Annotated in this window: 23 protein-coding genes; 13 read left to right on the forward strand and 10 right to left on the reverse strand. The window is 59.7% G+C overall.

Annotated elements, in window-relative coordinates; genetic code table 11:
* Positions 1-307: 307 nt before the first annotated feature.
* The 5 genes from QOL84_RS14135 to rlmF all read left to right on the forward strand — a co-directional run bounded on the left by QOL84_RS14135 (position 308) and on the right by rlmF (position 6,989).
* Positions 308-1,798 carry a leucyl aminopeptidase gene (locus QOL84_RS14135; protein ID WP_283437584.1) on the forward strand — a complete coding sequence of 497 codons (1,491 nt, stop codon included), beginning with the start codon at positions 308-310 and terminating at the stop codon, positions 1,796-1,798.
* A 60-nt stretch (positions 1,799-1,858) separates the two neighbouring features.
* Positions 1,859-2,287: a DNA polymerase III subunit chi gene (locus QOL84_RS14140; protein WP_064393280.1), complete on the forward strand. Its 429-nt coding sequence runs from the start codon at positions 1,859-1,861 to the stop codon at positions 2,285-2,287.
* Positions 2,288-2,295: 8 nt separating this feature from the next.
* Positions 2,296-2,691: a DNA polymerase III subunit chi gene (locus tag QOL84_RS14145; RefSeq protein WP_283437585.1), complete on the forward strand. Its 396-nt coding sequence runs from the start codon at positions 2,296-2,298 to the stop codon at positions 2,689-2,691.
* A gap of 192 nt (positions 2,692-2,883) precedes the next feature.
* A complete protein-coding gene (locus tag QOL84_RS14150; protein ID WP_283437586.1) occupies positions 2,884-5,730 on the forward strand; it encodes a valine--tRNA ligase in 2,847 nt (948 codons plus the stop codon).
* A gap of 239 nt (positions 5,731-5,969) precedes the next feature.
* Positions 5,970-6,989 carry a 23S rRNA (adenine(1618)-N(6))-methyltransferase RlmF gene (gene rlmF, locus QOL84_RS14155; RefSeq protein WP_283437587.1) on the forward strand — a complete coding sequence of 340 codons (1,020 nt, stop codon included), beginning with the start codon at positions 5,970-5,972 and terminating at the stop codon, positions 6,987-6,989.
* 189 nt (positions 6,990-7,178) lie between these two features.
* Here the strand turns inward: rlmF and QOL84_RS14160 are convergent, their stop codons facing one another.
* A complete protein-coding gene (locus QOL84_RS14160) occupies positions 7,179-7,460 on the reverse strand; it encodes an HU family DNA-binding protein (protein ID WP_003221909.1) in 282 nt (93 codons plus the stop codon).
* Between the two features lie 532 nt (positions 7,461-7,992).
* On the opposite strand from QOL84_RS14160, the gene yejK reads away from it, so the two are divergent.
* A complete protein-coding gene (gene yejK / locus QOL84_RS14165; protein ID WP_283437588.1) occupies positions 7,993-8,997 on the forward strand; it encodes a nucleoid-associated protein YejK in 1,005 nt (334 codons plus the stop codon).
* Positions 8,997-9,347: a glutaredoxin family protein gene (locus QOL84_RS14170; protein WP_129389513.1), complete on the forward strand. Its 351-nt coding sequence runs from the start codon at positions 8,997-8,999 to the stop codon at positions 9,345-9,347. Before yejK ends, QOL84_RS14170 begins: the two co-directional genes overlap by 1 nt.
* 83 nt (positions 9,348-9,430) lie before the next feature.
* On the opposite strand, the gene QOL84_RS14175 is transcribed toward QOL84_RS14170, so the two are convergent.
* The 5 genes from QOL84_RS14175 to QOL84_RS14195 form a co-directional block, all read right to left on the reverse strand.
* Positions 9,431-10,366, reverse strand: coding sequence for a glutathione S-transferase family protein (locus QOL84_RS14175; protein ID WP_283437589.1), 936 nt, complete (start codon positions 10,364-10,366; stop codon positions 9,431-9,433).
* An 84-nt stretch (positions 10,367-10,450) separates the two neighbouring features.
* The gene (locus tag QOL84_RS14180; protein ID WP_283437590.1) at positions 10,451-10,753 is read right to left on the reverse strand and encodes a GIY-YIG nuclease family protein; all 303 of its coding nucleotides are present in this window, start codon (positions 10,751-10,753) and stop codon (positions 10,451-10,453) included.
* A gap of 39 nt (positions 10,754-10,792) precedes the next feature.
* The gene (locus QOL84_RS14185; protein WP_283437591.1) at positions 10,793-11,263 is read right to left on the reverse strand and encodes a nuclear transport factor 2 family protein; all 471 of its coding nucleotides are present in this window, start codon (positions 11,261-11,263) and stop codon (positions 10,793-10,795) included.
* A 190-nt stretch (positions 11,264-11,453) separates the two neighbouring features.
* A complete protein-coding gene (locus QOL84_RS14190; protein WP_283437592.1) occupies positions 11,454-12,758 on the reverse strand; it encodes a CynX/NimT family MFS transporter in 1,305 nt (434 codons plus the stop codon).
* Entirely contained in the window at positions 12,748-13,407 is a 660-nt protein-coding gene (locus QOL84_RS14195) for a FadR/GntR family transcriptional regulator (protein ID WP_283437593.1), read from the reverse strand. The genes QOL84_RS14190 and QOL84_RS14195 overlap by 11 nt, the downstream gene beginning before the upstream one ends.
* A 166-nt stretch (positions 13,408-13,573) precedes the next feature.
* Between QOL84_RS14195 and QOL84_RS14200 the strand changes: the two genes are divergently transcribed.
* Together QOL84_RS14200 and QOL84_RS14205 are read left to right on the forward strand one after the other, a co-directional pair.
* Positions 13,574-13,885: a type II toxin-antitoxin system MqsR family toxin gene (locus QOL84_RS14200; protein ID WP_283437594.1), complete on the forward strand. Its 312-nt coding sequence runs from the start codon at positions 13,574-13,576 to the stop codon at positions 13,883-13,885.
* Positions 13,882-14,373, forward strand: a complete 492-nt coding sequence (locus QOL84_RS14205; RefSeq protein WP_283437595.1) for a type II TA system antitoxin MqsA family protein — start codon at positions 13,882-13,884, stop codon at positions 14,371-14,373. The genes QOL84_RS14200 and QOL84_RS14205 overlap by 4 nt, the downstream gene beginning before the upstream one ends.
* A 53-nt stretch (positions 14,374-14,426) precedes the next feature.
* Here QOL84_RS14205 and QOL84_RS14210 read toward each other — a convergent pair whose 3' ends face one another.
* The 4 genes from QOL84_RS14210 to QOL84_RS14225 form a co-directional block, all read right to left on the reverse strand.
* Positions 14,427-15,191, reverse strand: coding sequence for an amino acid ABC transporter ATP-binding protein (locus QOL84_RS14210; RefSeq protein ID WP_008080191.1), 765 nt, complete (start codon positions 15,189-15,191; stop codon positions 14,427-14,429).
* Positions 15,192-15,202: 11 nt separating this feature from the next.
* Positions 15,203-16,297, reverse strand: coding sequence for an amino acid ABC transporter permease (locus tag QOL84_RS14215; protein ID WP_129389487.1), 1,095 nt, complete (start codon positions 16,295-16,297; stop codon positions 15,203-15,205).
* A 10-nt stretch (positions 16,298-16,307) separates the two neighbouring features.
* Positions 16,308-17,489 carry an amino acid ABC transporter permease gene (locus QOL84_RS14220; RefSeq protein WP_129389484.1) on the reverse strand — a complete coding sequence of 394 codons (1,182 nt, stop codon included), beginning with the start codon at positions 17,487-17,489 and terminating at the stop codon, positions 16,308-16,310.
* 65 nt (positions 17,490-17,554) lie between these two features.
* Positions 17,555-18,586 carry an amino acid ABC transporter substrate-binding protein gene (locus QOL84_RS14225; protein ID WP_129389481.1) on the reverse strand — a complete coding sequence of 344 codons (1,032 nt, stop codon included), beginning with the start codon at positions 18,584-18,586 and terminating at the stop codon, positions 17,555-17,557.
* Between the two features lie 467 nt (positions 18,587-19,053).
* On the opposite strand from QOL84_RS14225, the gene QOL84_RS14230 reads away from it, so the two are divergent.
* From QOL84_RS14230 to QOL84_RS14245, 4 genes are all read left to right on the forward strand, one after another.
* Entirely contained in the window at positions 19,054-19,710 is a 657-nt protein-coding gene (locus QOL84_RS14230) for an alpha/beta hydrolase (protein WP_122595050.1), read from the forward strand.
* 96 nt (positions 19,711-19,806) lie between these two features.
* Positions 19,807-21,294 (forward strand): ATP-dependent RNA helicase RhlB, encoded by a 1,488-nt coding sequence (gene rhlB, locus QOL84_RS14235; RefSeq protein ID WP_283437596.1) that lies wholly within the window; start codon positions 19,807-19,809, stop codon positions 21,292-21,294.
* Positions 21,295-21,430: 136 nt separating this feature from the next.
* Positions 21,431-22,375: an ornithine cyclodeaminase family protein gene (locus tag QOL84_RS14240; protein WP_283437597.1), complete on the forward strand. Its 945-nt coding sequence runs from the start codon at positions 21,431-21,433 to the stop codon at positions 22,373-22,375.
* Positions 22,376-22,545: 170 nt separating this feature from the next.
* Entirely contained in the window at positions 22,546-23,673 is a 1,128-nt protein-coding gene (locus QOL84_RS14245; protein WP_283437598.1) for an NAD(P)/FAD-dependent oxidoreductase, read from the forward strand.
* Positions 23,674-23,679 lie beyond the last annotated feature (6 nt).

Consider the following 23,679-nt stretch of genomic DNA (forward strand, 5'->3'; position numbering starts at 1 on the left):
CCAGACACTCCAGGGTTGTCAGGCTAAGGCGGCCAAACAAGCAAACACATCGACCGGCCCGCAACGCAGAGCCGTCGGAAAAAGATGCGGCATTATCCTGTGATTGAGGTCGCCTGTCACTGCGCACACTCATCCGTGCATGCAATACGTTGAAGATCGTACAACCGAGGGTTGTCAGGCGCGGGGAGCGAGGTTCAAACTGCGGCCCTTGTCGCAGGCTTTGGCCTGCGCCTCTTCTATCTATAAGCAGGCGACTGCGGACACCGTCGAACGCCTGCGTGTTGACCATTCATTCAGGGATCCGGACATGGAACTGGTTGTAAAAAGCGTTAGCCCAGAAACGTTGAAAACCGCCACCCTGGTGGTTGCCGTCGGCGAAGGCCGCAAGCTCGGGGTCGCGGCCAAACTGGTCGATGAGCTGAGCGGTGGCGCCATCAGCGCCGTACTCAAGCGTGGCGATCTGGCGGGCAAGGTCGGTCAAAGCCTGCTGCTGCACAGCCTGCCCAACCTCAAAGCCGAGCGCGTGCTGCTGGTCGGCGTGGGCAAGGATGAAGAACTGGGCGACCGTCCGTTCCGCAAAATCGTTGCCGGCATCCTCAATACCCTGAAAGGCCTGAACGGCAGCGACGCCGTGCTGGCGCTGGATGAAATTATTGTTAAAAACCGCGACAGCTACGGCAAAACCCGTCTGCTGGCGGAAACTCTGGTGGACGGCGAATACACCTTCGACCAGTTCAAGAGCCAGAAAGCCGAACCGCGCGCGCTGAAGAAAATCACCCTGCTGACCATCAAGGCGGCGCAAGCCGAAGTGCAACGCGCGGTGAATCACGCCACCGCGATCGCCAACGGTATGGCGTTCACCCGTAACCTGGGCAACCTGCCGCCGAACATCTGCCACCCGACCTTCCTCGGCGAACAAGCCAAGGATCTGGGCAAAGAGTTCAAGGATCTGAAAGTCGAAGTCCTCGACGAGAAGAAGATCAAATCCCTCGGCATGGGCTCGTTCTACGCCGTCGGCCAGGGCAGCGCCCAACCACCGCGCCTGATCGTCATGCAATACCACGGCGGCAAGAAATCCGAGAAGCCATACGCACTGGTCGGTAAAGGCATCACCTTCGACACTGGCGGCATCAGCTTGAAACCGGGCGCCGGCATGGACGAAATGAAGTACGACATGGGCGGCGCCGCCTCCGTCTTCGGTACCCTGCGTGCCGTGCTTGAACTGAAGCTGCCGATCAACCTGGTGTGCATCCTCGCTTGCGCGGAAAACATGCCGAGCGGCAACGCTGCGCGTCCGGGCGACATCGTCACCACCATGAGCGGCCAGACCGTGGAAATCCTCAACACCGACGCCGAAGGCCGTCTGGTGCTGTGCGACGCGTTGACCTACTCCGAGCGTTTCAAGCCACAAGCGGTGATCGACATCGCCACCCTGACCGGCGCTTGCGTGGTTGCTCTGGGTGCGCACACGTCGGGCCTGCTGGGCAACAACGACGAACTGATCGGCCAACTGCTCAGCGCCGGCAAGGCAGCGGACGACCGCGCCTGGCAACTGCCGCTGTTCGATGAGTATCAAGAACAGCTGGACAGCCCGTTCGCCGACATCGCCAACATTGGCGGGCCGAAAGCCGGCACCATCACCGCGGCCTGCTTCCTGTCGCGCTTCACCAAGAACCTCAACTGGGCGCACCTGGACATCGCGGGCACCGCATGGACCAGCGGCGGCAAGGACAAAGGCGCCACCGGCCGTCCGGTGCCTCTGCTGACCCAATACCTGCTCGATCGCGCCAAAGCCTGAAACCGATGACTTGCGGCGGCGCCACTCTCCGGTGGCGCCGCTGGCAACTCAGGAACCGCAATGACCAAAGTCGACTTCTATATCCTGCCCAGCGCCGATCCATCGGCTCGCCTGGATTTTGCCTGCAAGCTCACCGAGAAAGCCTGGCGCATGGGGCACCGTATCTACCTGCATTGCAGCGACGCGGCCCAGCGTGACGATCTCGATGCGCGCCTGTGGGCGTTCAAGGGTGAAACCTTCGTACCGCATGGTCCGGCTGACAGCGAACCTGATGGTTTGATCGTACTGGGCGTGGGCGATGACTGCGGCCAACACCAGGATTTGCTGGTCAACCTCGATTTGAAAGTACCGGCCTTCGCCAACAAATTCGCCCGCGTGGCGGAAGTGGTGGTCGAAGACCCGACGATTCGAGCCGCTGCGCGGGACAGTTTTCGCTTCTACCGCGAACAGGGCTATCCTCTGCAAGATCACCGTTTACAGCGACTCTGAGCATTCCAATGGACACTCCGAAACCGCAGCAAAAGCCGACACACCTGCTGGACGATCTCGAATCGATCCGCCAGTTGCTCGGCGACGATAACCTGCAACCACCGCTGTTGACCGACACGGTCGATGACGGCGAACAGGAACAGATTCCGATGTTGTTCGATCCTGTCGGCAGCGAGCCGCCGGCCGTTGAACCATCACCTGCACCAGCGCCAAAAGCTGCCGCGCAACCTGCCGCACCCGTGGCTAAAGGCCCGGACGCCTTGCTTCACCTCGACAGCGAGCTGCGCGCCGCCGCGCAATTGATCATGCAAGACGTGATCGACGACTTCGCCCCGCACATCGAAACCGAGATCAAACGCCGCCTCGATGCGCGCATGGAACGCCTCCTCAGCCAATACGAATAAAGCCCCCTGTAGGAGCTGCCGAAGGCTGCGATCTTTTGACTTTTGTTTTTTAAAGACAAGATCAAAAGATCGCAGCCTTCGGCAGCTCCTACAATTAGATCTTCATCCGGCCTGCCCCGCTCGCCCTCGGCCCCATGCCCCGCTATACTCGTCGGCTTTTCCTGAATTAATGCCAATAGGGTCCCGCCGCGCATGGATAAGACCTACCAGCCGCACGCCATTGAAACTTCCTGGTACAACACCTGGGAGTCCGAGAATTACTTCGCCCCGCAAGGCGCGGGCGACTCCTACACCATCATGATCCCGCCGCCGAACGTCACCGGCAGCCTGCACATGGGTCACGGTTTCAACAACGCGATCATGGACGCCCTGATCCGCTTCCGCCGCATGCAGGGTCGCAACACCCTGTGGCAGCCGGGCACCGACCACGCCGGTATCGCCACGCAGATGCTGGTGGAGCGTCAACTCGAAGCCCAGGGCCAGAATCGCCACGATCTGGGCCGTGAAAAATTCCTTGAGAAAGTCTGGGAATGGAAGGATCAGTCCGGCGGCAACATCAGCCGTCAGATCCGCCGCCTCGGTTCGTCCGTCGACTGGAGCCGCGAGCGCTTCACCATGGACGATGGCCTCTCGGAAGCGGTTAAAGAAGCGTTTGTGCGCCTGCACGAAGACGGTCTGATCTATCGCGGCAAGCGTCTGGTCAACTGGGACACAAAACTGCACACGGCAATTTCCGACCTCGAAGTGGAAAACCACGACGACAAGGGTTTCCTGTGGAACCTGAAGTACCCGCTGGCCGACGGCGCGAAAACCGCTGAAGGCAACGACTTCCTGATCGTCGCGACCACCCGTCCGGAAACCATGCTCGGCGATTCCGCCGTTGCGGTGAACCCGAACGATGAGCGCTACAAATCCTTGATCGGCAAATTTGTCGAGCTGCCGCTGGTTGGCCGCCGCATTCCGATCATCGCCGACGATTATTGCGATCCTGAATTCGGCACCGGCTGCGTGAAAATCACCCCGGCCCACGATTTCAACGACTACGAAGTCGGCAAGCGCCACAACCTGCCGCTGCTGAACATCTTCGACAAGAACGCCAACGTGCTGCCGGCAGCGCAGGTGTTCAACCTCGACGGTACGCTGAACGACAGCATCGACGGCAAGATCCCGGCTGAATACGCCGGTCTTGAGCGTTTTGAAGCGCGCAAGCAGATCGTTGCCGCGTTCGACGCCGCCGGCCTGCTGGTCAGCGTCAACGACCACGCCCTGAAAGTGCCGAAGGGCGATCGCTCCGGCACCATCATCGAGCCGTGGCTGACCGACCAGTGGTACGTGTCGACCAAACCATTGGCCGAGCCTGCGATTGCTGCCGTTGAAGACGGTCGCATCCAGTTCGTGCCAAAGCAGTACGAAAACATGTACTTCTCGTGGATGCGCGACATCCAGGACTGGTGCATCAGCCGTCAGCTGTGGTGGGGCCACCGGATTCCGGCCTGGTACGACGAGTCGGGCAAAGTCTACGTCGGTCGCGACGAAGCCGAGGTGCGTGCCAAGCACAACCTCGGTCCGGACGTGGCGCTGCAACAGGACAACGACGTTCTCGACACCTGGTTCAGTTCGGGTCTGTGGACGTTCTCCACCCTGGGCTGGCCTGAGCAGACCGAGTTCCTGAAGAAATTCCACTCCACCGACGTGCTGGTGACGGGTTTCGACATCATTTTCTTCTGGGTTGCCCGGATGATCATGATGACCATGCACTTGATGAAGAACGAGGACGGCACGCCGCAGGTTCCGTTCAAGACCGTTTATGTCCACGGTCTGGTACGCGATGGCCAGGGCCAGAAGATGTCCAAGTCCAAGGGCAACGTCCTCGACCCGCTGGACATCATCGACGGTATCGAGCTGGAAGACCTGGTGCAGAAACGCACTTCCGGCCTGATGCAGCCGAAACTGGCGAAGAAGATCGAGAAGCAGACCCGCGACGAGTTCGCCGACGGCATCGCCAGCTACGGCACCGACGCCCTGCGCTTCACCTTCTGCTCGCTGGCCTCGACCGGTCGCGACATCAAGTTCGACATGGGTCGCGTTGAAGGCTATCGCAACTTCTGCAACAAGATCTGGAACGCCGCACGCTACGTTCTGGACAAGGGCGAAGACTGCGGTCAGAACGGCGAAGCCTACGAGCTGTCGCTGGCGGATCGCTGGATCATCTCGCAGTTGCAGCGCACCGAAGCCGAAGTGACCCGTCAACTCGACCAGTTCCGCTTCGACCTCGCCGCGCAAGCGCTGTACGAGTTCATCTGGAACCAGTATTGCGACTGGTACCTGGAACTGTCCAAGCCAGTGCTGTGGGACGAGAACGCGCCGGTTGAACGTCAGCGCGGCACCCGTCGCACACTGGTTCGCGTACTGGAAGTGGCATTGCGTCTGGCCCATCCGTTCATGCCGTTCATCACTGAAGAAATCTGGCAGCGCATCGCGCCGCTGGCCGGCATTCAGGGCAAGACGATCATGCTGCAACCTTGGCCGGTGGCCAATGAAGAGCGCATCGATCCGGCCGCCGAGAACGACATCGAATGGCTCAAGGAACTGATGCTCGGCACGCGTAACATCCGTGGCGAAATGAACATCGGCCCGGGCAAGCCACTGCCGATCTACCTGAAGAACGTCAGCGCTGAAGACCAGCGCCGTCTGACCGAGAACGAAGCGCTGCTGAAGAAGCTCGCGCGTCTGGAATCGATCACTGTTCTGGCGGCTGGCGAAGAAGCACCGTTGTCCGCCACCGCTCTGGTTGGCGAGATGGAAGTGCTGGTGCCGATGGCCGGTCTGATCGACAAGGACGCCGAGCTGGCGCGCCTGGACAAGGAAATCCTGCGTCTGCAGGGCGAAGTCCAGCGTGTTGGTGGCAAGCTGTCCAACGCCGGTTTCGTTGACAAGGCTCCGGCCGAAGTCATCGAGAAGGAACGCGCCAAGCTGGCCGAGGCTGAACAGGCCTTGGGCAAACTGGCCGAGCAGCACGCGCGGATTGCCAGCCTGTAACGGCAAATCGCAGTGAAAAAGGGAGGCCCAAGTGGCCTCCCTTTTTCATTCCCGCCACACACTCCCCCCTGTAGGAGCTGCCGAAGGCTGCGATCTTTTGATGTTTTTTTAAATGCCAGATCAAAAGATCGTCCGATCGCGGCCCGAGCCTCCCGCAGCTCCTACATGGGATCGGCGCATAGCTCGTCAATGTGGGACAATACCCGCCACTTTCAGCCATACCCGAATCGACCACGCCCATGAACGCCCCCCGCACACCCAAACCTGCGCGCAAGAAGCCCGACTCCGCGACCCCGGCCAAGACCGTCGAACCGCGCGAAAAGGCCAGCCTGCACCCGCGCAATCGCCATCAGGGTCGTTACGACTTCCCGGCGCTGATCAAGACCACGCCGGAACTGGCGAAGTTCGTGATCATCAACCCGTACGGCAAGGAAAGCATCGACTTCGCCAGCCCCGATGCGGTGCGTGTGTTCAACCGGGCGCTGCTCAAGTCGTTTTATGGCATCCAGCATTGGGACATCCCGGCAGACTACCTCTGCCCGCCTGTTCCGGGCCGTGCCGATTACGTGCATTTCCTCGCTGACCTGCTGGCGAGCATGAACGACGGCAAAGTGCCGCGCGGCGCGATCGTCAACGTGCTCGATATCGGCATGGGCGCCAACTGCGTGTACCCGCTGATCGGCAACAGCGAATACCGCTGGCACTTCCTCGGTTCGGAGATCGACCCGACGGCCGTCGCTGCCGCCCGCGCCATCGTTCAGTCCAACGACCTGAACAAGGTTATCCAGCTGCGCCAGCAGGAAAACCGCAAGCACATCCTGATCGGCTTGCTGGAGCCGGGCGAGCGCTTTGACCTGACCATGTGCAACCCGCCGTTCCACGCCTCGATGGACGAAGCGACCAAGGGCAGCGAGCGCAAATGGCGCGCGCTAGGCCGTGCCGACCCGAAACGCAAACTGCCAGTGCTGAACTTCGGCGGCCAGTCCGCGGAGCTGTGGTGTGAAGGCGGCGAAGCGCGCTTCGTGACGCAATTGATCGCCGAGAGCGCAAACTTCCAGCACAAGGTGCTGTGGTTCAGCACGCTGGTGTCGAAAGCCTCGAACCTGCCAGCCATCGAAACCGCACTGAAAAAGGCCGGCGTGCTGGAAAGCCAGGTGGTGGAGATGTCCCAGGGGCAGAAGCAGAGCCGTTTCGTCGCCTGGACCTTCCAGACCAAGTCCGAACAGCAGATCTGGCGCCGCGAGCGCTGGACCCGCTAACCCTGCTCGGCCCCGTGTAGGAGCTGCGGCACGCTGCGATCTTTTGATCTTGATTGATTTTTAAACACAAAATCAAAAGATCGCAGCGTGCCGCAGCTCCTACACGGGGTAAGGGGGGAAGCTGCGAATCGCAGGCACAAAAAAACCGTGCCCGGATCACTCCGGTGCACGGTTTTTTATTGCTGCGTCTTACTTGTTCACAGCGTCGGTCAGGCCTTTGGCCACAACCAGCTTGATCACTTTCTTCGCAGGGATTTCGATGGCAGCGCCAGTCGAAGGGTTACGGCCAGTGCGGGCAGGACGCTCGGTCACTTTCAGCTTGCCGATACCTGGCAAGGTGATTTCGCCGCCGTTTTCCAGCTGATCGGCAACGATTTGGCCCAGTTGGTCCAGAGCGTTACGCGCGGTGGTTTTCGGCGCGTCGATAGCTTCAGCGATGTCGGCGATCAGTTGGTCTTTAGTAAGAGCCATGTAGTGTTCCTTCCCTATCAAATTCATATGGATTGCAGAGTGCAGTGTCAGCCATCGAGCCCGATCTTCTGGATCTGGCACCCTCGGCGATAACCACGACGAGTCGGGTTATAGATACCGAAATCAGGGTTTGGTTCGACCTGACAAATGCTGATTGCACGCTTAACGCAGTGACTTCGCGTAAGACCGGGCAAAACTAGCACAGAGACAAGGAAATATCCGCCTCTAGCTACCCATTTGGTCAGCTTTATTGCTCTAAATCGGTAAAAAACTGCATAAGCCCGCTCACACGCCCCGGTTTTGCCCTGCAACCCCCCGTTTACGCTGCCGCCAACGCAGTTTCCCGTTTATGCAGGAGCTGCCGCAGGCTCGGGCCGCGATCGGACGATCTTTTGATCTTGTTTTTTAAAATTCCAGATCAAAAGATCGCAGCCTTCGGCAGCTCCTACAGGAGGCCCATACTGAGAATCGGGTACACTTAGCGCTTTTTCGGGGGAGCCTGCCCTCCTCCCTTCCACCAGCCGAGAAGCCCATGCCGATCCGTCATTGCATCGTCCACCTGATCGACAAAAAACCCGACGGCACGCCCGCTGTTCTGCACGCCCGTGACACGGAACTGGCTGAGTCCGCAGCCATCGAGAACATGCTCGCCGATCTCAACGAGAGCTATAACGCCAAACAGGGCAAGGCCTGGGGTCTGTTTCATCCGGAATCCGGTGCGTTCCCGTTCAGCGGCTGGCTGAAGGAATACATGGAGGGCGGCAAGGACTTCACCGCGTTCAGCAAAGTCGCGGTCGAGCACCTGCAAAAGCTGATGGAGGAGTCGAACCTGTCGGTCGGCGGCCACGTGCTGTTCGCCCACTATCAGCAAGGCATGACCGATTACCTCGCTATCGCCCTGCTGCACCACAGCGAAGGCGTGGCGGTGACCGACGAGCTCGACGTGACCCCGTCGCGTCACCTCGACCTTGGCCAATTGCACCTGGCGGCGCGGATCAACGCCTCCGAGTGGCAGAACAACAAGCAGTCCAAGCAGTACATCTCGTTCATCAAGGGCAAGAACGGCAAAAAGGTTTCGGAGTACTTCCGCGACTTCATCGGCTGCCAGGAAGGCGTCGACGGCCCGGGCGAGACGCGCACACTGCTCAAGGCGTTCAGTGATTTCGTCGAGAGCGAAGACCTGCCGGAAGAGTCCGCGCGCGAGAAGACCAAGACCCTGGTCGATTACGCCAGCAGCCAGGCCAAACTCGGCGAACCGATGGGCCTGGAAGAACTCTCCGAGCTGATCGACGAAGAGCGCCCGAAAGCCTTCTACGACCACATCCGCAACAAGGACTACGGCCTGTCGCCAGAGATTCCGGCGGACAAACGCACCCTGAACCAATTCCGCCGTTTCACCGGCCGCGCCGAAGGCCTGTCGATCAGCTTTGAAGCGCACCTGCTGGGCTCGAAGATCGAGTACGACGAAGAGGCTGGCACGTTGGTGATCAAAGGCCTGCCGACATCGCTGACCGATCAGCTGAAGCGGCGCAACTGATGCTCGGCAATGTGCTGAAAAAGGTTGCTCTGGTTCTGCTGGTGGTCGTGGTCTATCAGAACTGGGGCAAGATCGAGCGGGTGTTCAATCCGTCGCAGATGGTTGCCGAGCAGACGCGCGCGCAGGCCAACGTCGTGCTCTACGCCACCGACTGGTGCGGCTACTGCAAGCAGACCAAGCGCTTTCTCGACAGCAAGGGGATTCCATTCAAGGAATTCGATATCGAGAAGGATGCCCAAGCGCGCAAGGCGTATGAGGCATTGGGGGGACGCGGGATTCCGTTGATCGACGTCAACGGCACGTTGATTCGCGGATTTGACCCGGACGAGATTCTCGCCGCCCTGAAATAACAGCAAGATCAAAAGATCGCAGCCTGCGGCAGCTCCTACATGAGACATGTGTAGGAGCTGCCGCAGGCTGCGATCTTTTGCTTTTAGCGAGCCTCGATGCGGAAACCGAAGCGTGGGAAGTGCACATGCACCACGCCGCCACGCTCGTCCTCGCGACGAACGATCAACTCTTCACTACCGGCAAACAGCAACTCACCGACCACCGGATCAACCCCGTAATCCGTCGCGGCGATTGCCACTTGCTGACCTGCCTTGAAGCCGTTCGGGTCTATGAACTGCTCATCCGGCAATGCCGAAGGTGTCGCGTTACGCGCCACTTCCAGCGCCTCTTCCGAAGTCATCGCACTCGCCGCGCCATGACCGAAACCCAGTACTCGACTCAACCACGCCGAAACCGCCGGATACTCGTCCACCAGCGGCGCAGTCACGTGCGTGGCCTTGAGGAACCACATTGGATGCGCCAGCGCGAAGTCGGCAATCGACGGCTCACCGAACAGGAAGTCACCCTGCTCGCGCTGCAATTGCTGCTCCAGACGCGCCATGATCGTCGGCCATTGGTGCTTGGCCTGTTCGGCGGACAAACGCGTGGCGCTGCCACCCGAGAACAGCCCGGCACGGTCGGCGATAAATGCCTTGATCGCTTCCGGCGGCAGCTTGGCGAAACGCACGGCGACCGACTCCGGCTGGAACACCAGGCTCACCGCATGCTGGAACACCACCGAGTCAGCCCAAGTGGCAAAACTGGCGGTGGTGAATTCCTGGCCTTCGGGGAAGAACGCCGGCAGCGCTTTTTCTTGTTCCAGACGACGCGCGATCAAAGAAGTGTCGCAATAGATATCAGCGCCGATCTGCAGCACCGGCGTTTTGCGGTAGCCACCGGTCAGCGCAGTCAGATCCGGTTTGGGCATCACTGGCGAAATGTGCACCGAGCGCCAGGACAAGCCTTTGAAACCCAGCAGCAGGCGGGCCTTCTCGGCAAATGGGGAGGTCGGGTAATGATGCAGAATCAACTCGGACATGCTCGGCTCCGCCGCTCAGTTAGTGTGCCGGCAGCTTAGCGTGCATTTGCTTAGCAGCCTACAGATCTGCCTGATGGGAACCCATCAGTCAGATTGATAAGACGCAACCAGGCATTCCTTGGCGCTCTTGCGCAGTTTTTTGATCAGCCGTTCCTGTCGCAAGGCATCGCTCTTGTCGCGGCACAGCTCGGTATAGACCAGCGCCATGGCCGGGCTGGAGAGGAAGAACCGCGCGCCTTTACCGCTCTGGTGCTTGGCAAAACGGCGCACCGGATCGTCACTGATCCCGCAATACAAAGAGCCATTGGCCGCACGAACGAGGTAGACGAACCAGGATTTGCTCGCCGGCTCGGCAACATCGACGGATTTTTCGCTCAGGCTGGTCACTTCGGAATCAGGACGTGTAGGAAACAGGCCGCGATCTTATCAGCGACTGGCCTGAAATGCCTTCAGTCCCTTCAATGCCTGCGCCCGCACGGCATTGCGCACCAGCGGCGTCCAACCGAGCAACAGGCCTTTGAAACCCAGGGCCTGACGCGACCAGCGCCATAGATCGAAGTGGTCGTGGTGCTCGCAGATCTTGCCGTCGCGGAAGACGAAACGGGCCTGGATATCGTTGACCACGACATTGCCAGTCTGGCTGAACAGATAGGTCGCAACCCAATGCGCACCGCCGCTGCGCTCATCGGCGCGAACGTTGTCGAAGGTCAGCGAGAAGTCTTTGGCCCGGGTGGTGAGCATGCGCCACATGTCGCCGGCATCGCGCCCGCGCAGTTCGCCGAAGGCCGGATCGCTGAACACCACGTCCTCGGTGTAGCAGGCAGCCATCGCCTCGGCATCCAGACGCTTGAAGGCTTCGTAGAAGCGGGTGATCAACGCGGTGTGGGCTTCACTCATGGGCTATCTCCAAAAGAGGTACAGATTGCCAGCACGATAATCTGCAAACCGCAGAAACACTATCGGCATTCGCCCACCGAATACCAACAACACAAAAAACCCTGGAGCTGCGGAACGCTGCGATCTTTTGATGTTGATTTACCAAGGATCAAGATCAAAAGGTCGCAGCGTGCCGCAGCTCCTGCAAGGATCAGATTTTTTCGCTTTGCACTTGCACGTACAGTGCACGACCGGCGCCGAGGCCGGCGATGATCGCACCTGTGCCGATGACGCCAAAGATCCAGCCCACCGCATTCCAGCCGCCGGTCCAGTCATGCACCACGCCGACTGCGAACGGCCCCATCGACGCCAGCGTGTAGCCGAATCCCTGAGACATGCTCGACAGGTTCGCCGCAACGTGCGAATCCCGCGAACGCAACACGATCAGGGTCAACGCCAGGCTGAACGTACCGCCCTGCCCCAGACCCAGCAGAATCGCCCAGCCCCACAGCCCGTCGATTGGCGCATACAGGCAACCGAACAGTCCGCCGAGGGTCAGCGCCATCACCACGACGATGGCCAGACGCTGATCTTTGCCGCGAGTCGCCAGCCACGGTGCCGCGAGCGAACTGGCGAGCTGGATGATCACCGAACCGGACAGCACCAGACCCGCTTGAGTTGGCGTCAGGCCGCGACCGATGAGGATCGACGGCAACCAGCCGAACACGATGTACGCCAGCGACGATTGCAGGCCCATGTACAAGGTCACCTGCCAGGCCAGCGGATCACGCAGCAGACCGCGCACGCGATAGGCAACGTTATGTGCGCCATGTTTCTGCCCGACCTGCGGCAACCAGAACAGCGCCGCAATCAGCGCCGGGAGGACCCAGAAGCCCAGGCCGACTGCCCAGCTTCCGCCAAAATGCTCGCTCAATGGCACGCTTGATCCCGCGGCCATTGCCGCGCCCAGGCACAGTGCCATGGTGTAGACACCTGTCATGGTGCCGGCGTGTTTGGCGAAGTCGCGCTTGACGATGCCCGGCAGCAATACACCGACGATGCCGATACTGGCGCCGCCCAGCACGCTGCCGGCAAACAGGCCGATTTCACCGAAGTTACTGCGCAGAATGATCCCGCCAGCCAGTGTCAGCAGAATGCCCAGTACCACGCGCTCGGCACCGAAACGCCGCGCGAGGATTGGCGCCAGCGGGGCGAACAGCCCCAGGCAAAGCACTGGCAGCGTGGTCAGCAAACCGGCCTGAGCCGCCGACAAACCGAGGCTTTTCGAGACGTCGCTGAGCAACGGCGCCATGCTCGACAGCGCCGGACGCAGGTTCAGTGCCACCAGAATCAACCCCAGCAACAACAGCCATGGCCGGCGCACCAGCGGGTGGCTTTGCTGGACTTGCTCGTCATCGGCCTCGGCGTCGATCAGCAGTTCTTCTAGTTCTGCCGTGCGTTTCGGCGCTGTGGATATCTCGTTGCGGGACATGGATTTCTCGGTTTCAAGGTTCATTGATCAATTGCCTCGACAAAGCTTTGGCCCGTTCCGGGTCGCGTTGTTCGACCGCTTCGAGCAACTCGATGTGCAGGTCGAACACTTCCTGTCGGCGCGGGACGATGTTCAGGGTCTGGCGCAATTGCGCACCGACGACGCTGGAAAAATAGCCATACAGCTCGCTGAGCGTCGGGTTGTGTGCGGCATCGACCAAGCGGCGATGGAACACCAGATCGCAGGCGATGAAGGTATCGAGATCGCCGTGATAGTGGCTGCCGCTGGTACCGAGCGCTTCACGCAATGCCGCGAGGTCTGCGTCGGTACGGCGTAATGCCGCTAGGCCGATCGCCTCGACTTCGAGGATATGCCGGGTTTCCCGCGCTTGATCGAGCGAGCAACGCGACAGCGCTTTCAGCGCGTCGAGCGGATCGACCACCGCGCGCAAGTAACTGCCATCGCCCTGGCGAATTTCGATCAATCCGGAAAACGCCAGCACGCGCATGGCTTCACGCACGGTGTTGCGGCTGATGCCCAGCTCGGCGCACAGCTCGGGTTCGGTCGGCAACCGCTCGCCAACCTGCCAGGCGCCGCTGTTGATGCGCTGGCGAAGCTGATCCAGGGCCTGATCGACCAAGGATCGCTTAATGAGTGGAGAAATGTCTGACATAGGATTCGCCCTTTCATCCAATCATAGGATGAATTTTCCGACATGTTAGTCAGACCCATGTAGGACGGCAACCACCTAGGGTCAAAAGGCGACACATGGAGCGGCATTTTCGATTGGTCAAAATTACCCTTTAAGGGTAATTTCAGGGACAGGGTTTTGGTTTCTTATGGAAAAGAACACGCCCCATTACGACTTGGCGGTTATCAAGGCGGAAGTCAGACGACTTGGCAGACAAGCTTTCACCAAGAGCGCGGAAAAAACCGGTCTCGATCTCGGTTTTAGCTTCGCAGAAATGCAGGAGATCGTTTTCGAGTTGCAGAACAGGATGTTGTACAAATCGATGACCACCTATGACGATCATCGAGTCTGGCAGGACGTGTATCACATCAACTCAAAAGGCCTGGAGATTTACATCAAGGTGACATACCGCCCTGCCGGCGGCGCACCGGTAATCTCCTTCAAGGAGAAAAACCCATGAAAACCCGGCAATGTTTCAGCTGTGGTGCCCGTGAGGGAATGAGGCATTTCGAGGGTCGCGGTGAGACCCTGAGTGTCAAAGGCATGGAGCGCCGCGTAGATGATCTTGCTGGCTGGGAATGCCGGCAGTGCGGGGAAGTCGAGTGGGATGACGGCACCGATAGCGCTGATCGTTACACGCAAGCAGGCGATGAGCTGGTTATCGCTGCCCGGCAAATGATCGGTTCCGAAATGAAGCGCATCCGGCGCAAATTGCACCTGACGCAAAAAGAGACGGTGCAACTGCTGTCAGGTGGAGGCCACAACGCATTTTCCAGGTACGAACGAGGCGAATTGCTGCCCCCAAAGGCGTTGATGCTTTTGATGCGGCTGCTGGATCGTTACCCGCACTTGCTTGCCGATGCGAAAGTGTTGGCCGAAGGGGCTGACTTGAGAGGTGCGTTCAATTACACCGTGCACAAGGAACACGAAACCCTCACCGTTTCCTGACCCATAAAAAACAAACCCGGCACAAGGCCGGGTTTGATTTACGCAAAAAATCATCAATGCAAAATCTGACTCAAGAACAACTTCGTCCGCTCATTCTGCGGATTATCGAAGAAGTCATTCGGCGCTGCCTGCTCAACGATTTCGCCCTTGTCCATGAAGATCACGCGGTTCGCCACGGTACGGGCGAAGCCCATTTCGTGAGTCACGCAGAGCATGGTCATGCCGTCTTCAGCCAAGCCGATCATGGTGTCCAGAACCTCTTTCACCATCTCCGGATCGAGCGCTGAAGTCGGTTCATCGAACAGCATGATTTTCGGTTTCATGCACAGGGCGCGGGCAATCGCCACACGCTGCTGCTGACCACCGGACAGTTGCCCCGGGAATTTATGCGCCTGCTCCGGAATGCGTACGCGCTCCAGATAATGCATGGCGATTTCCTCGGCCTTGCGCTTGGGCATCTTGCGTACCCACATCGGCGCCAGGGTGCAGTTCTGCAAAATGGTCAGGTGCGGGAACAGGTTGAAGTGCTGGAAGACCATGCCGACTTCACGGCGGATCGCTTCGATCTGCTTGAGGTCGTTGGTCAGTTCCACGCCATCGACAACGATGCGGCCCTGCTGGTGTTCTTCCAGGCGATTGAGGCAACGAATCGTTGTCGATTTGCCGGAACCCGACGGCCCGCACAGGACGATACGCTCGCCTTGTTTGACGTTGAGGTTGATGTCTTTCAGCACGTGGAACTGGCCGTACCACTTGTTGACGCCCTGCATCTGAATAATGCCTTCAGGACCCACAGGCTTTTTGATTGCTTCACTCATTTACAGAACTCCTAACGCTTGTGGCCAGTGTCGAGCTTGCGTTCCAGATGCATGGAATAGCGCGACATACCAAAACAGAAAATCCAGAACACTAGGGCGGCGAACACGTAGCCTTCGGTGGCCATGCCCAGCCATTTCGGATCGGCAGCGGCTTGCTTGACGCTGTTGAGCAGGTCAAAGAGGCCGATGATGATCACAAGGCTGGTGTCCTTGAACAGCGCAATGAAGGTGTTGACGATGCCGGGGATCACCAGCTTCAGGGCTTGCGGCAGAATCACCAGGCCCATCGAACGCCAGTAACCGAGGCCCATCGCTGCAGCCGCTTCGTATTGACCTTTGGGGATCGCTTGCAGACCGCCGCGCACCACTTCGGCGACATAGGCCGACTGGAACAGGATCACCCCGATCAACGCCCGCAGCAGCTTGTCGAAGTTCATGCCTTCAGGCAGGAACAGCGGCAGCATCACCGAAGACATGAACAGCACAGTGATCAACGGCACGCCGCGCCAGAACTCGATGAAGGTCACGCAGACCACACGAATCGCCGGCATGTTTGAACGACGCCCCAGCGCCAGGACAATCCCCAACGGCAACGCACCGGCGATGCCGACAGTGGCGATTACCAGGGTCAGCATCAGGCCGCCCCACTGGCTGGTCGCCACTTGGGTCAGGCCGAAACCACCGTGCAACAGGGTGAAGGCGATGATCGGGTACAGCACCAGAAAGCTCAGCCCGTAGATCGCTTTATGCGGTACGCGCGAGATGAACAATGGCGCCGCACCGAGGACCGCCAGCCACACGGTCAGGTCGACGCGCCAGCGCAGTTCCGGCGGGTAGTAGCCGTACATGAACTGGCCGAAACGCTGCTGAATGAACACCCAGCAGGCGCCGTCCTTGGTGCAGTCGGCGCGGGTGGTGCCGACCCAGTTGGCGTCGAGAATGGCCCAACTGAGGATCGGTGGCACAACGAGATAAATCAGATAGAACGCAAACAGTGTCAGCAAGGTGTTGAGCCAGCTGGAGAACATGTTCGCGCGCATCCACGCCACCACGCCGATACTGCTGTTCGGTGGGGGCATGTCGGGTTTGAAAGTATGAGTACTCATGCGCTTTTCCTTACCGCTCGATCAGCGCAATGCGCTTGTTGTACCAGTTCATCAGCAGGGAAATGCTGATACTGATCGCCAGGTACACGCTCATGGTGATGGCTATGACTTCGATGGCCTGACCGGTCTGGTTGAGCACGGTGCCGGCGAACAGCGAAACCATTTCCGGATAACCGATACCGGCCGCCAGCGAGGAGTTCTTCGCCAGGTTGAGGTATTGGCTGGTCAGCGGTGGAATGATCACGCGCAGGGCTTGCGGAATGATCACCTTGCGCAGGGTCGGGCCGTTGCGCAGGCCGAGCGAACGCGCCGCTTCGGTCTGGCCATGGCTGACCGACTTGATCCCCGAACGTACGATCTCGGCGATAAACGCTGCGGTGTACACGGTCAGGGCCAGGGTCAAGGCAAGCAGTTCCGGGATCAGCACCCAGCCGCCGACGAAGTTGAAGCCCTGCAACTTGGGCATTTCCCAGTGCAGCGGAGCGCCGAAGATCAGTGCGCACAAGCTTGGAATCACCAGCAGAATTGCCAGCCCCACCCAGAACTTGTGGAACGGCACACCGGTTTCTTCAAAGCGCTTGGTTGCCCAGCGGTTCATCAGCACGATGCCGATGATCGCCACCACAACACTGATCGCGAACGCCCAGAAACCATCGGCCATCAGCGCGGCCGGCATGTTCAGGCCACGGCTGCTGACGAAGAAGGTGTCGCCGAAGTTGTGACTGTTGCGCGGCCCCGGCATGGTCAGGAACACCGCGAAGTACCAGAACAGGATTTGCAGCAGCGGCGGAATGTTGCGGAAGACTTCCACATACACCGTCGCCAGCTTGCTGATGATCCAGTTCTGCGACAGCCGGGCAACACCGATGATGAAGCCGAGGATTGTCGCCAGGATCACGCCGATGACCGTCACCAGCAAGGTGTTGAGCAGACCGATGACAAAGACGCGGGCATAACTGTCCGCTTCGGTGTAGTCGATCAGGTGTTGAGCGATGCCGAAGCCGGCACTGCGCTCGAGAAAACTGAAGCCGGAAGTGATGCCCCGGTGCTGCAGGTTGGTTTGGGTGTTGTCGAACAGGTACCAGCCCATCGAGACCACCGCGACAACGGTGATGATCTGGAATAGCCACGCACGCACTCGTGGATCGCTGAGGCTGAGCCTCTGCTTTGGTGCGCCGATTGAATTTTGCATGAAGTGCCCCGCAAGAAATGGAACAGAACATCACCCGGCGGTTGGCCCGCCGGGCGATAGAACCATTAGCGCACTGGTGGTGCGTACTGAATGCCGCCGTTGTTCCACAGGGCGTTCAGGCCACGGTCGATTTCCAGCGGAGTGCTCTTGCCGAGGTTTTTCTCGAAGATTTCACCGTAGTTGCCGACTTGCTTGACGATCTGTACGACCCAGTCCTTCGGCAGTTTCAGGTCCTTGCCATATTCACCGTCGCCGCCCAGCAGACGCGCAACGTCCGGGTTCTTGGTGGACTTGGCTTCGGCTTCAACGTTTTTCGAGGTGATGCCGGCTTCTTCAGCGTTGAGCATGGCGTAGCCAACCCAGCGAATGATGGCCAGCCACTCGTCATCGCCGTTACGTACGACCGGGCCCAGTGGTTCCTTGGAAATGGTTTCCGGCAGAACCACGTAGTCCTTCGGCGAGGCCAGCTTGCTGCGCTGGGCGAACAGTTGGGACTTGTCGGAGGTCAGCACGTCGCAACGACCAGATTCCAGCGACTTGGCGCTTTCATCGGAGGTGTCGAAAGTGATCGGGGTGTATTTCAGACCGTTGCCACGGAAGTAGTCGGAAACGTTCAGCTCGGTGGTGGTACCGGCCTGGATGCAGATGGTTGCACCGTCCAGCTCTTTGGCACTCTTCACGCCCAGCTTGTTGTTAACCAGGAAGCCGATGCCGTCGTAGTAGGTAATGAAGCCCGGGAACTTCAGGCCCATGCCCGCATCGCGGGAACTGGTCATGGTGGTGTTGCGCGACAGGATGTCGATCTCGCCGGATTGCAGCGCGGTGAAGCGCTCCTTGGCGTTCAACTGACTGAACTTGACCTTGGTCGCGTCGCCGAAAACAGCGGCGGCCACAGCGCGGCAGACGTCAGCGTCGATCCCGAGGATCTTGCCGGTAGCGTCCGGTACCGAGAAGCCCGGCAGACCGTCGCTCACGCCACACTGCACGAAACCTTTCTTCTGCACTGCATCCAGGGTTGCACCCGCCTGAGCGAACCCGCTGACACCGAGTACTGTTGCTGCAGTCACGATTGCCAGAGTGGATTTCAACATCTTCATTCAAACCTCCAGTTTTGCTCTTGTTGTGTCGGAGCTTGAGTCCAGTCGCACCCTTTTGAGGCGGTGTTGACCCTAGTTGGCTTTTTATTGGGTCAACCGACGTAAGACCTTCGCTATGAGTCTAGTAGGAGAAAATCCACATCATGGACCACTCACTTCTCACCAATCGGCCGAACGGGCTGTAGCCCTTTCACGTTCGCTGCGCCCGTAACGGCCATTGGCGAACATCCATCACCGGATTCTTTGCAATCCCGTCGCCAGCCGTACACTGATAGTGTTACCGCCGGACGTAGGATCTTTCGTACATTTCCCTCATAGCAAAGCCCGTACCACACCGCTTGCGGAAACGATTCGGCGACAGGTCAATAGCAAAACTTGTAACCTTGCGACATCTTCTTAACGGATCAACCGGACGCGCACGCAAACCACGCACTCAATGAGAGCGTCCGCACACAATTGGAGCAGCCATGACCGAGCCCTTGATTCTTCAGCCTGTTAAGCCCGCAGACGCCTGCGTGATCTGGCTGCACGGCCTCGGCGCCGACCGCTATGACTTCCTGCCGGTAGCCGAGGCCTTGCAGGAAAGCCTGCTGAGCACGCGCTTCGTGCTGCCGCAGGCGCCGACCCGGCCGGTGACGATAAATGGCGGATATGCCATGCCGAGCTGGTACGACATCAAAGCCATGAGCCCGGCGCGAGCGATCGACCGTGATGAGCTGGAAGCGTCCGCCGATCGCATCATTGAACTGATTGAAAACGAGCGCGCCAGCGGAATAGACGCCTCGCGGATTTTCCTCGCCGGATTTTCCCAGGGAGGCGCCGTGGTGTTGCACACCGCTTTTGTGAAATGGCAGGGACCGTTGGGTGGCGTATTGGCGCTGTCGACGTACGCGCCAACGTTCAGTGATGAGCTGGAGCTTTCAGCCAGCCAGCAGCGCATTCCTGCGATATGCCTGCACGGCCAGTTCGATGGCGTCGTGCAGAACTCGATGGGCCGCAGTGCCTACGAGCATCTGGTGAAGCATGGTGTCACCGTGACATGGCAGGAATACCCAATGGAGCACGAAGTGTTACCCGAAGAAATTCGCGATATCGGCGTGTGGCTGAGCGAACGCCTGCGCTGATTTGCCGGTCAATTCCCGCCCTTTGATCATCCCACTACGCCGCGCCCGTTTCTTGCATTACACTGGCCGGCGTACATTCCTTAACCAATTGATGAGATGACCGTGCTCGAAGCACTCAAGAAGATGTTCGGTAAAAGCGAGGCTGAGCAGCTCGCGCCAGTTCCCAGTGCGCCGTCGCACGCCCCCGGTCATCGCCACGATGCACCCCAGGCCGACCGCCCCGCTGCCGTAGCAGCACCGAAGCAAGACCCGCAACCCGCTCCGGCCGCTCCGGCCGCGCCAATCGCCGCCGAGCCTGCGCGCAGCGAAGAGCCGAAACCGGCCAGACCGCGTCGCGAACCGAAGCCCAAGGCACCGGTCATTGCGTGGAAACTCGAAGATTTCGTCGTCGAGCCACAGGAAGGCAAAACCCGCTTCCACGATTTCAAGCTTTCACCAGAACTGATGCACGCCATCCAGGACCTGGGCTTCCCGTATTGCACGCCGATCCAGGCGCAGGTGCTGGGTTTCACCCTCGCCGGCAAAGACGCCATTGGCCGCGCGCAGACCGGTACCGGTAAAACCGCCGCGTTCCTGATCTCTATCATCACCCAGCTGCTGCAAACGCCGCCGCCGAAAGAGCGCTACATGGGCGAACCCCGTGCGCTGATCATCGCGCCGACTCGTGAGCTGGTGGTGCAGATCGCCAAGGACGCTGCCGACCTGACCAAGTACACCGGCCTCAACGTCATGACGTTTGTCGGCGGCATGGACTTCGACAAACAGCTCAAGCACCTCGAAGCGCGCCACTGCGACATTCTCGTCGCCACCCCGGGCCGCCTGCTCGACTTCAACCAGCGCGGCGACGTGCACCTGGACATGGTCGAAGTGATGGTGCTGGACGAAGCCGACCGCATGCTCGACATGGGTTTCATCCCGCAAGTACGCCAGATCATTCGCCAGACCCCGCCGAAGTCCGAGCGGCAGACCCTGCTGTTCTCCGCGACCTTCACCGAAGACGTGATGAACCTGGCCAAGCAGTGGACGACCGATCCGTCCATCGTCGAAATCGAAATCACCAACGTCGCCAACGAAAACGTCGAGCAGCACATCTACGCCGTGGCCGCTGCCGACAAGTACAAATTGCTCTATAACCTGGTCAACGATAATGGCTGGGAGCGGGTGATGGTCTTCGCCAACCGCAAGGACGAAGTCCGTCGCATCGAAGAGCGTCTGGTGCGCGATGGCGTGAATGCTGCGCAGTTGTCCGGCGACGTGCCGCAACACAAACGCATCAAGACCCTCGAGGGTTTCCGCGAAGGCAAGATTCGCGTACTGGTCGCTACCGATGTTGCCGGTCGCGGCATTCACATCGACGGCATCAGCCACGTGATCAACTTCACCTTGCCGGAAGTGCCGGACGACTACGTGCACCGCATCGGCCGTACCGGTCGCGCGGGCGCTGATGGCGTGTCGATCAGCTTCGCCGGGGAAGACGACTCCTACCAGTTGCCGTCCATCGAAGAAAAGCTCGGTCGCAAGATCAGCTGTGAAACGCCGCCAACGCATCTGTTGCGCGCAGTCGAGCGCAAGCGTCCGCAATAAGCGACGCTTAAAAGAAAAGCGCAGCCGGCAACGGACTGCGCTTTTTTTTCGTCCGGCCTTTCATCAGGCGCTTGCGAGAGATAACTAAAAGTCCATAATGGACAAATTAGTTTAGATCTAGACTCCGGAGCCTGACATGTCCAGTACACCCTACGTGATCGACCCACTTCAGGCCCGAGAGCTTCTGGCGCGCATCGACGTGCCGCAGATCCTGCGCAAGCTGTTTCGCGACCTCGCCAACGGGAAAGCCGTGCAACCCGCGCAACAACTGGTGGAATTTCCACAGGGTGACGGCGACTTCATCAATTATCTGGGTGTGCTGGCTGAAGACGGCGTTTACGGTGTGAAGACCTCGCCGTATATCGTTCGCGAGCAAGGCCCGTTGGTGACGGCGTGGACATTGTTGATGTCGATGAAAACCGGCCAGCCATTGCTGCTTTGTGATGCCGGAGAACTGACCATCGCGCGCACGGCGGCGACCACCGCCGTGGCGGTCGACGCCTTGGCTCCGTCGAACGCTAGCCGACTGGCGATCATCGGCAGCGGCAAGGTTGCTCAGGCGCATCTTCATTACGTGAAATCGCTGCGTGACTGGCAGAGCATCAGCGTGTATTCGCCGTCCCTGTTCGAAGACGCTGATACACAGGCACGGTTGAAAACCATCGCTGCCGATCTGAACATCGCCGACAGCCGCGAAGCCGCCCTCGCCGAGGCCGACGTGATCATGCTCTGCACCTCGTCCGCCGGGCCGGTGATCGATCCCGCCGCATTGAACAAACCGGCCCTGATCACCTCGATCAGCACCAACGCCCCCCGTGCCCACGAAGTACCGCCGCAGAGCCTTAACGACATGCAGGTGTTCTGCGACTATCGTCTGACCACGCCGGGTTCGGCGGGTGAAATGTTGATCGCGACAGAACAGCATGGCTGGAGCAAGGATTCGATTGTCGGCGACCTCGCCGATCTGCTCAGCGAAAAAGTCCAGCGCCCGGGTTACGACCGTCACGTGTTCTTCCGTTCAATCGGCCTGGGCCTGGAAGACATCGCCCTCGCCAATGCCGTTTATCACTTGACCCACTAACACCACAAATCCCCTGTAGGAGCTGCCGAAGGCTGTGATCTTTTGATCTTGATCTTAAAAACAAAGATCAAAAGATCACAGCCTTCGGCAGCTCCTACAGGGATCGCATTCCGATTGGGGAGTTGCCAATGGCAGATCCCCAGAGAGCCACGATAGCTTTGGAGTTTTTCATGAGCCAGGCAGATTTCATCATCATCGGCGGCGGAATTGCCGGCGCTTCCACCGGGTTCTGGCTGTCGCCGCACGGCAAAGTCATCGTGCTCGAACGCGAATCGCACCCCGCCTATCACTCCACCGGACGCTCCGCCGCGTTGTTCACCGCAGCGTACGGCACACCGCAAGTACGCGCCCTGACCCAAGCCAGTCGGGAGTTTTTCGATCATCCACCGGCCGGTTTCTGCGAACACCCATTGCTGACCCCGCGCGGTGAAATGACCGTGGATTTCACCGGTGACCCCGCCGAACTCAACAACCAATACCTCAGCGCCAAAGCCACCGTGCCGGAAATGCAACTGCTCAGCGCCGACGAAGCCTGCGCGCGGTTACCGATCCTGCGTCGGGAAAAAGTCCACGGTGCGATCTACGACCCGAGCGCCAGCGACATCGACACCGACGCGTTGCATCAAGGCTACCTGCGCGGGATCCGCCGCAACAGCGGCGAAGTGCATACCGACTGCGAAGTGCTTGGCCTCAGCCGTGATGCCGATGGCCTCTGGCACATACAAACCCACGGCCAGACCTTCAGCGCCCCCGTGATCATCAACGCTGCCGGCGCCTGGGCCGACAAGATCGGCGCACTGGCCGGCGCCAGATCGCTGGGCCTGCAACCGAAACGTCGCGCCGCGTTCATCTTCGCCGGCCCCGAGGGCGTCGACATTCATCACTGGCCGATGCTGGTCAGCCTCGACGAGTCCTTCTATATGAAGCCCGACGCCGGCATGTTCCTCGGCTCGCCAGCCAACGCCGATCCGGTCGAACCCCACGATGTGCAGCCGGAAGAACTCGACATCGCCATGGGCATCTATCAGATCGAAGAAGCGACTACGCTGACCATCCGCCGGCCGACCCGCACCTGGGCCGGTCTGCGCAGCTTCGTTGCCGACGGTGATTTACTCAGCGGTTTCGATCCGCAAGTGCCGGGGCTGTTCTGGGTCGCCGCGCAAGGTGGCTACGGCATTCAGACCTCGCCGGCGATGGGCCAGGCCAGCGCGGCGCTGGTGCGCGGTCAACCACTGCCCGAGCACTTGCAGCAGTTCGGACTGGACAGCGCCATGCTCTCCCCTGCACGCCTCGCCTGATCGTCC

It is taken from the genome of Pseudomonas helmanticensis, assembly GCF_900182985.1.
GTDB classification, from domain to species: Bacteria; Pseudomonadota; Gammaproteobacteria; order Pseudomonadales; family Pseudomonadaceae; genus Aquipseudomonas; species Aquipseudomonas helmanticensis.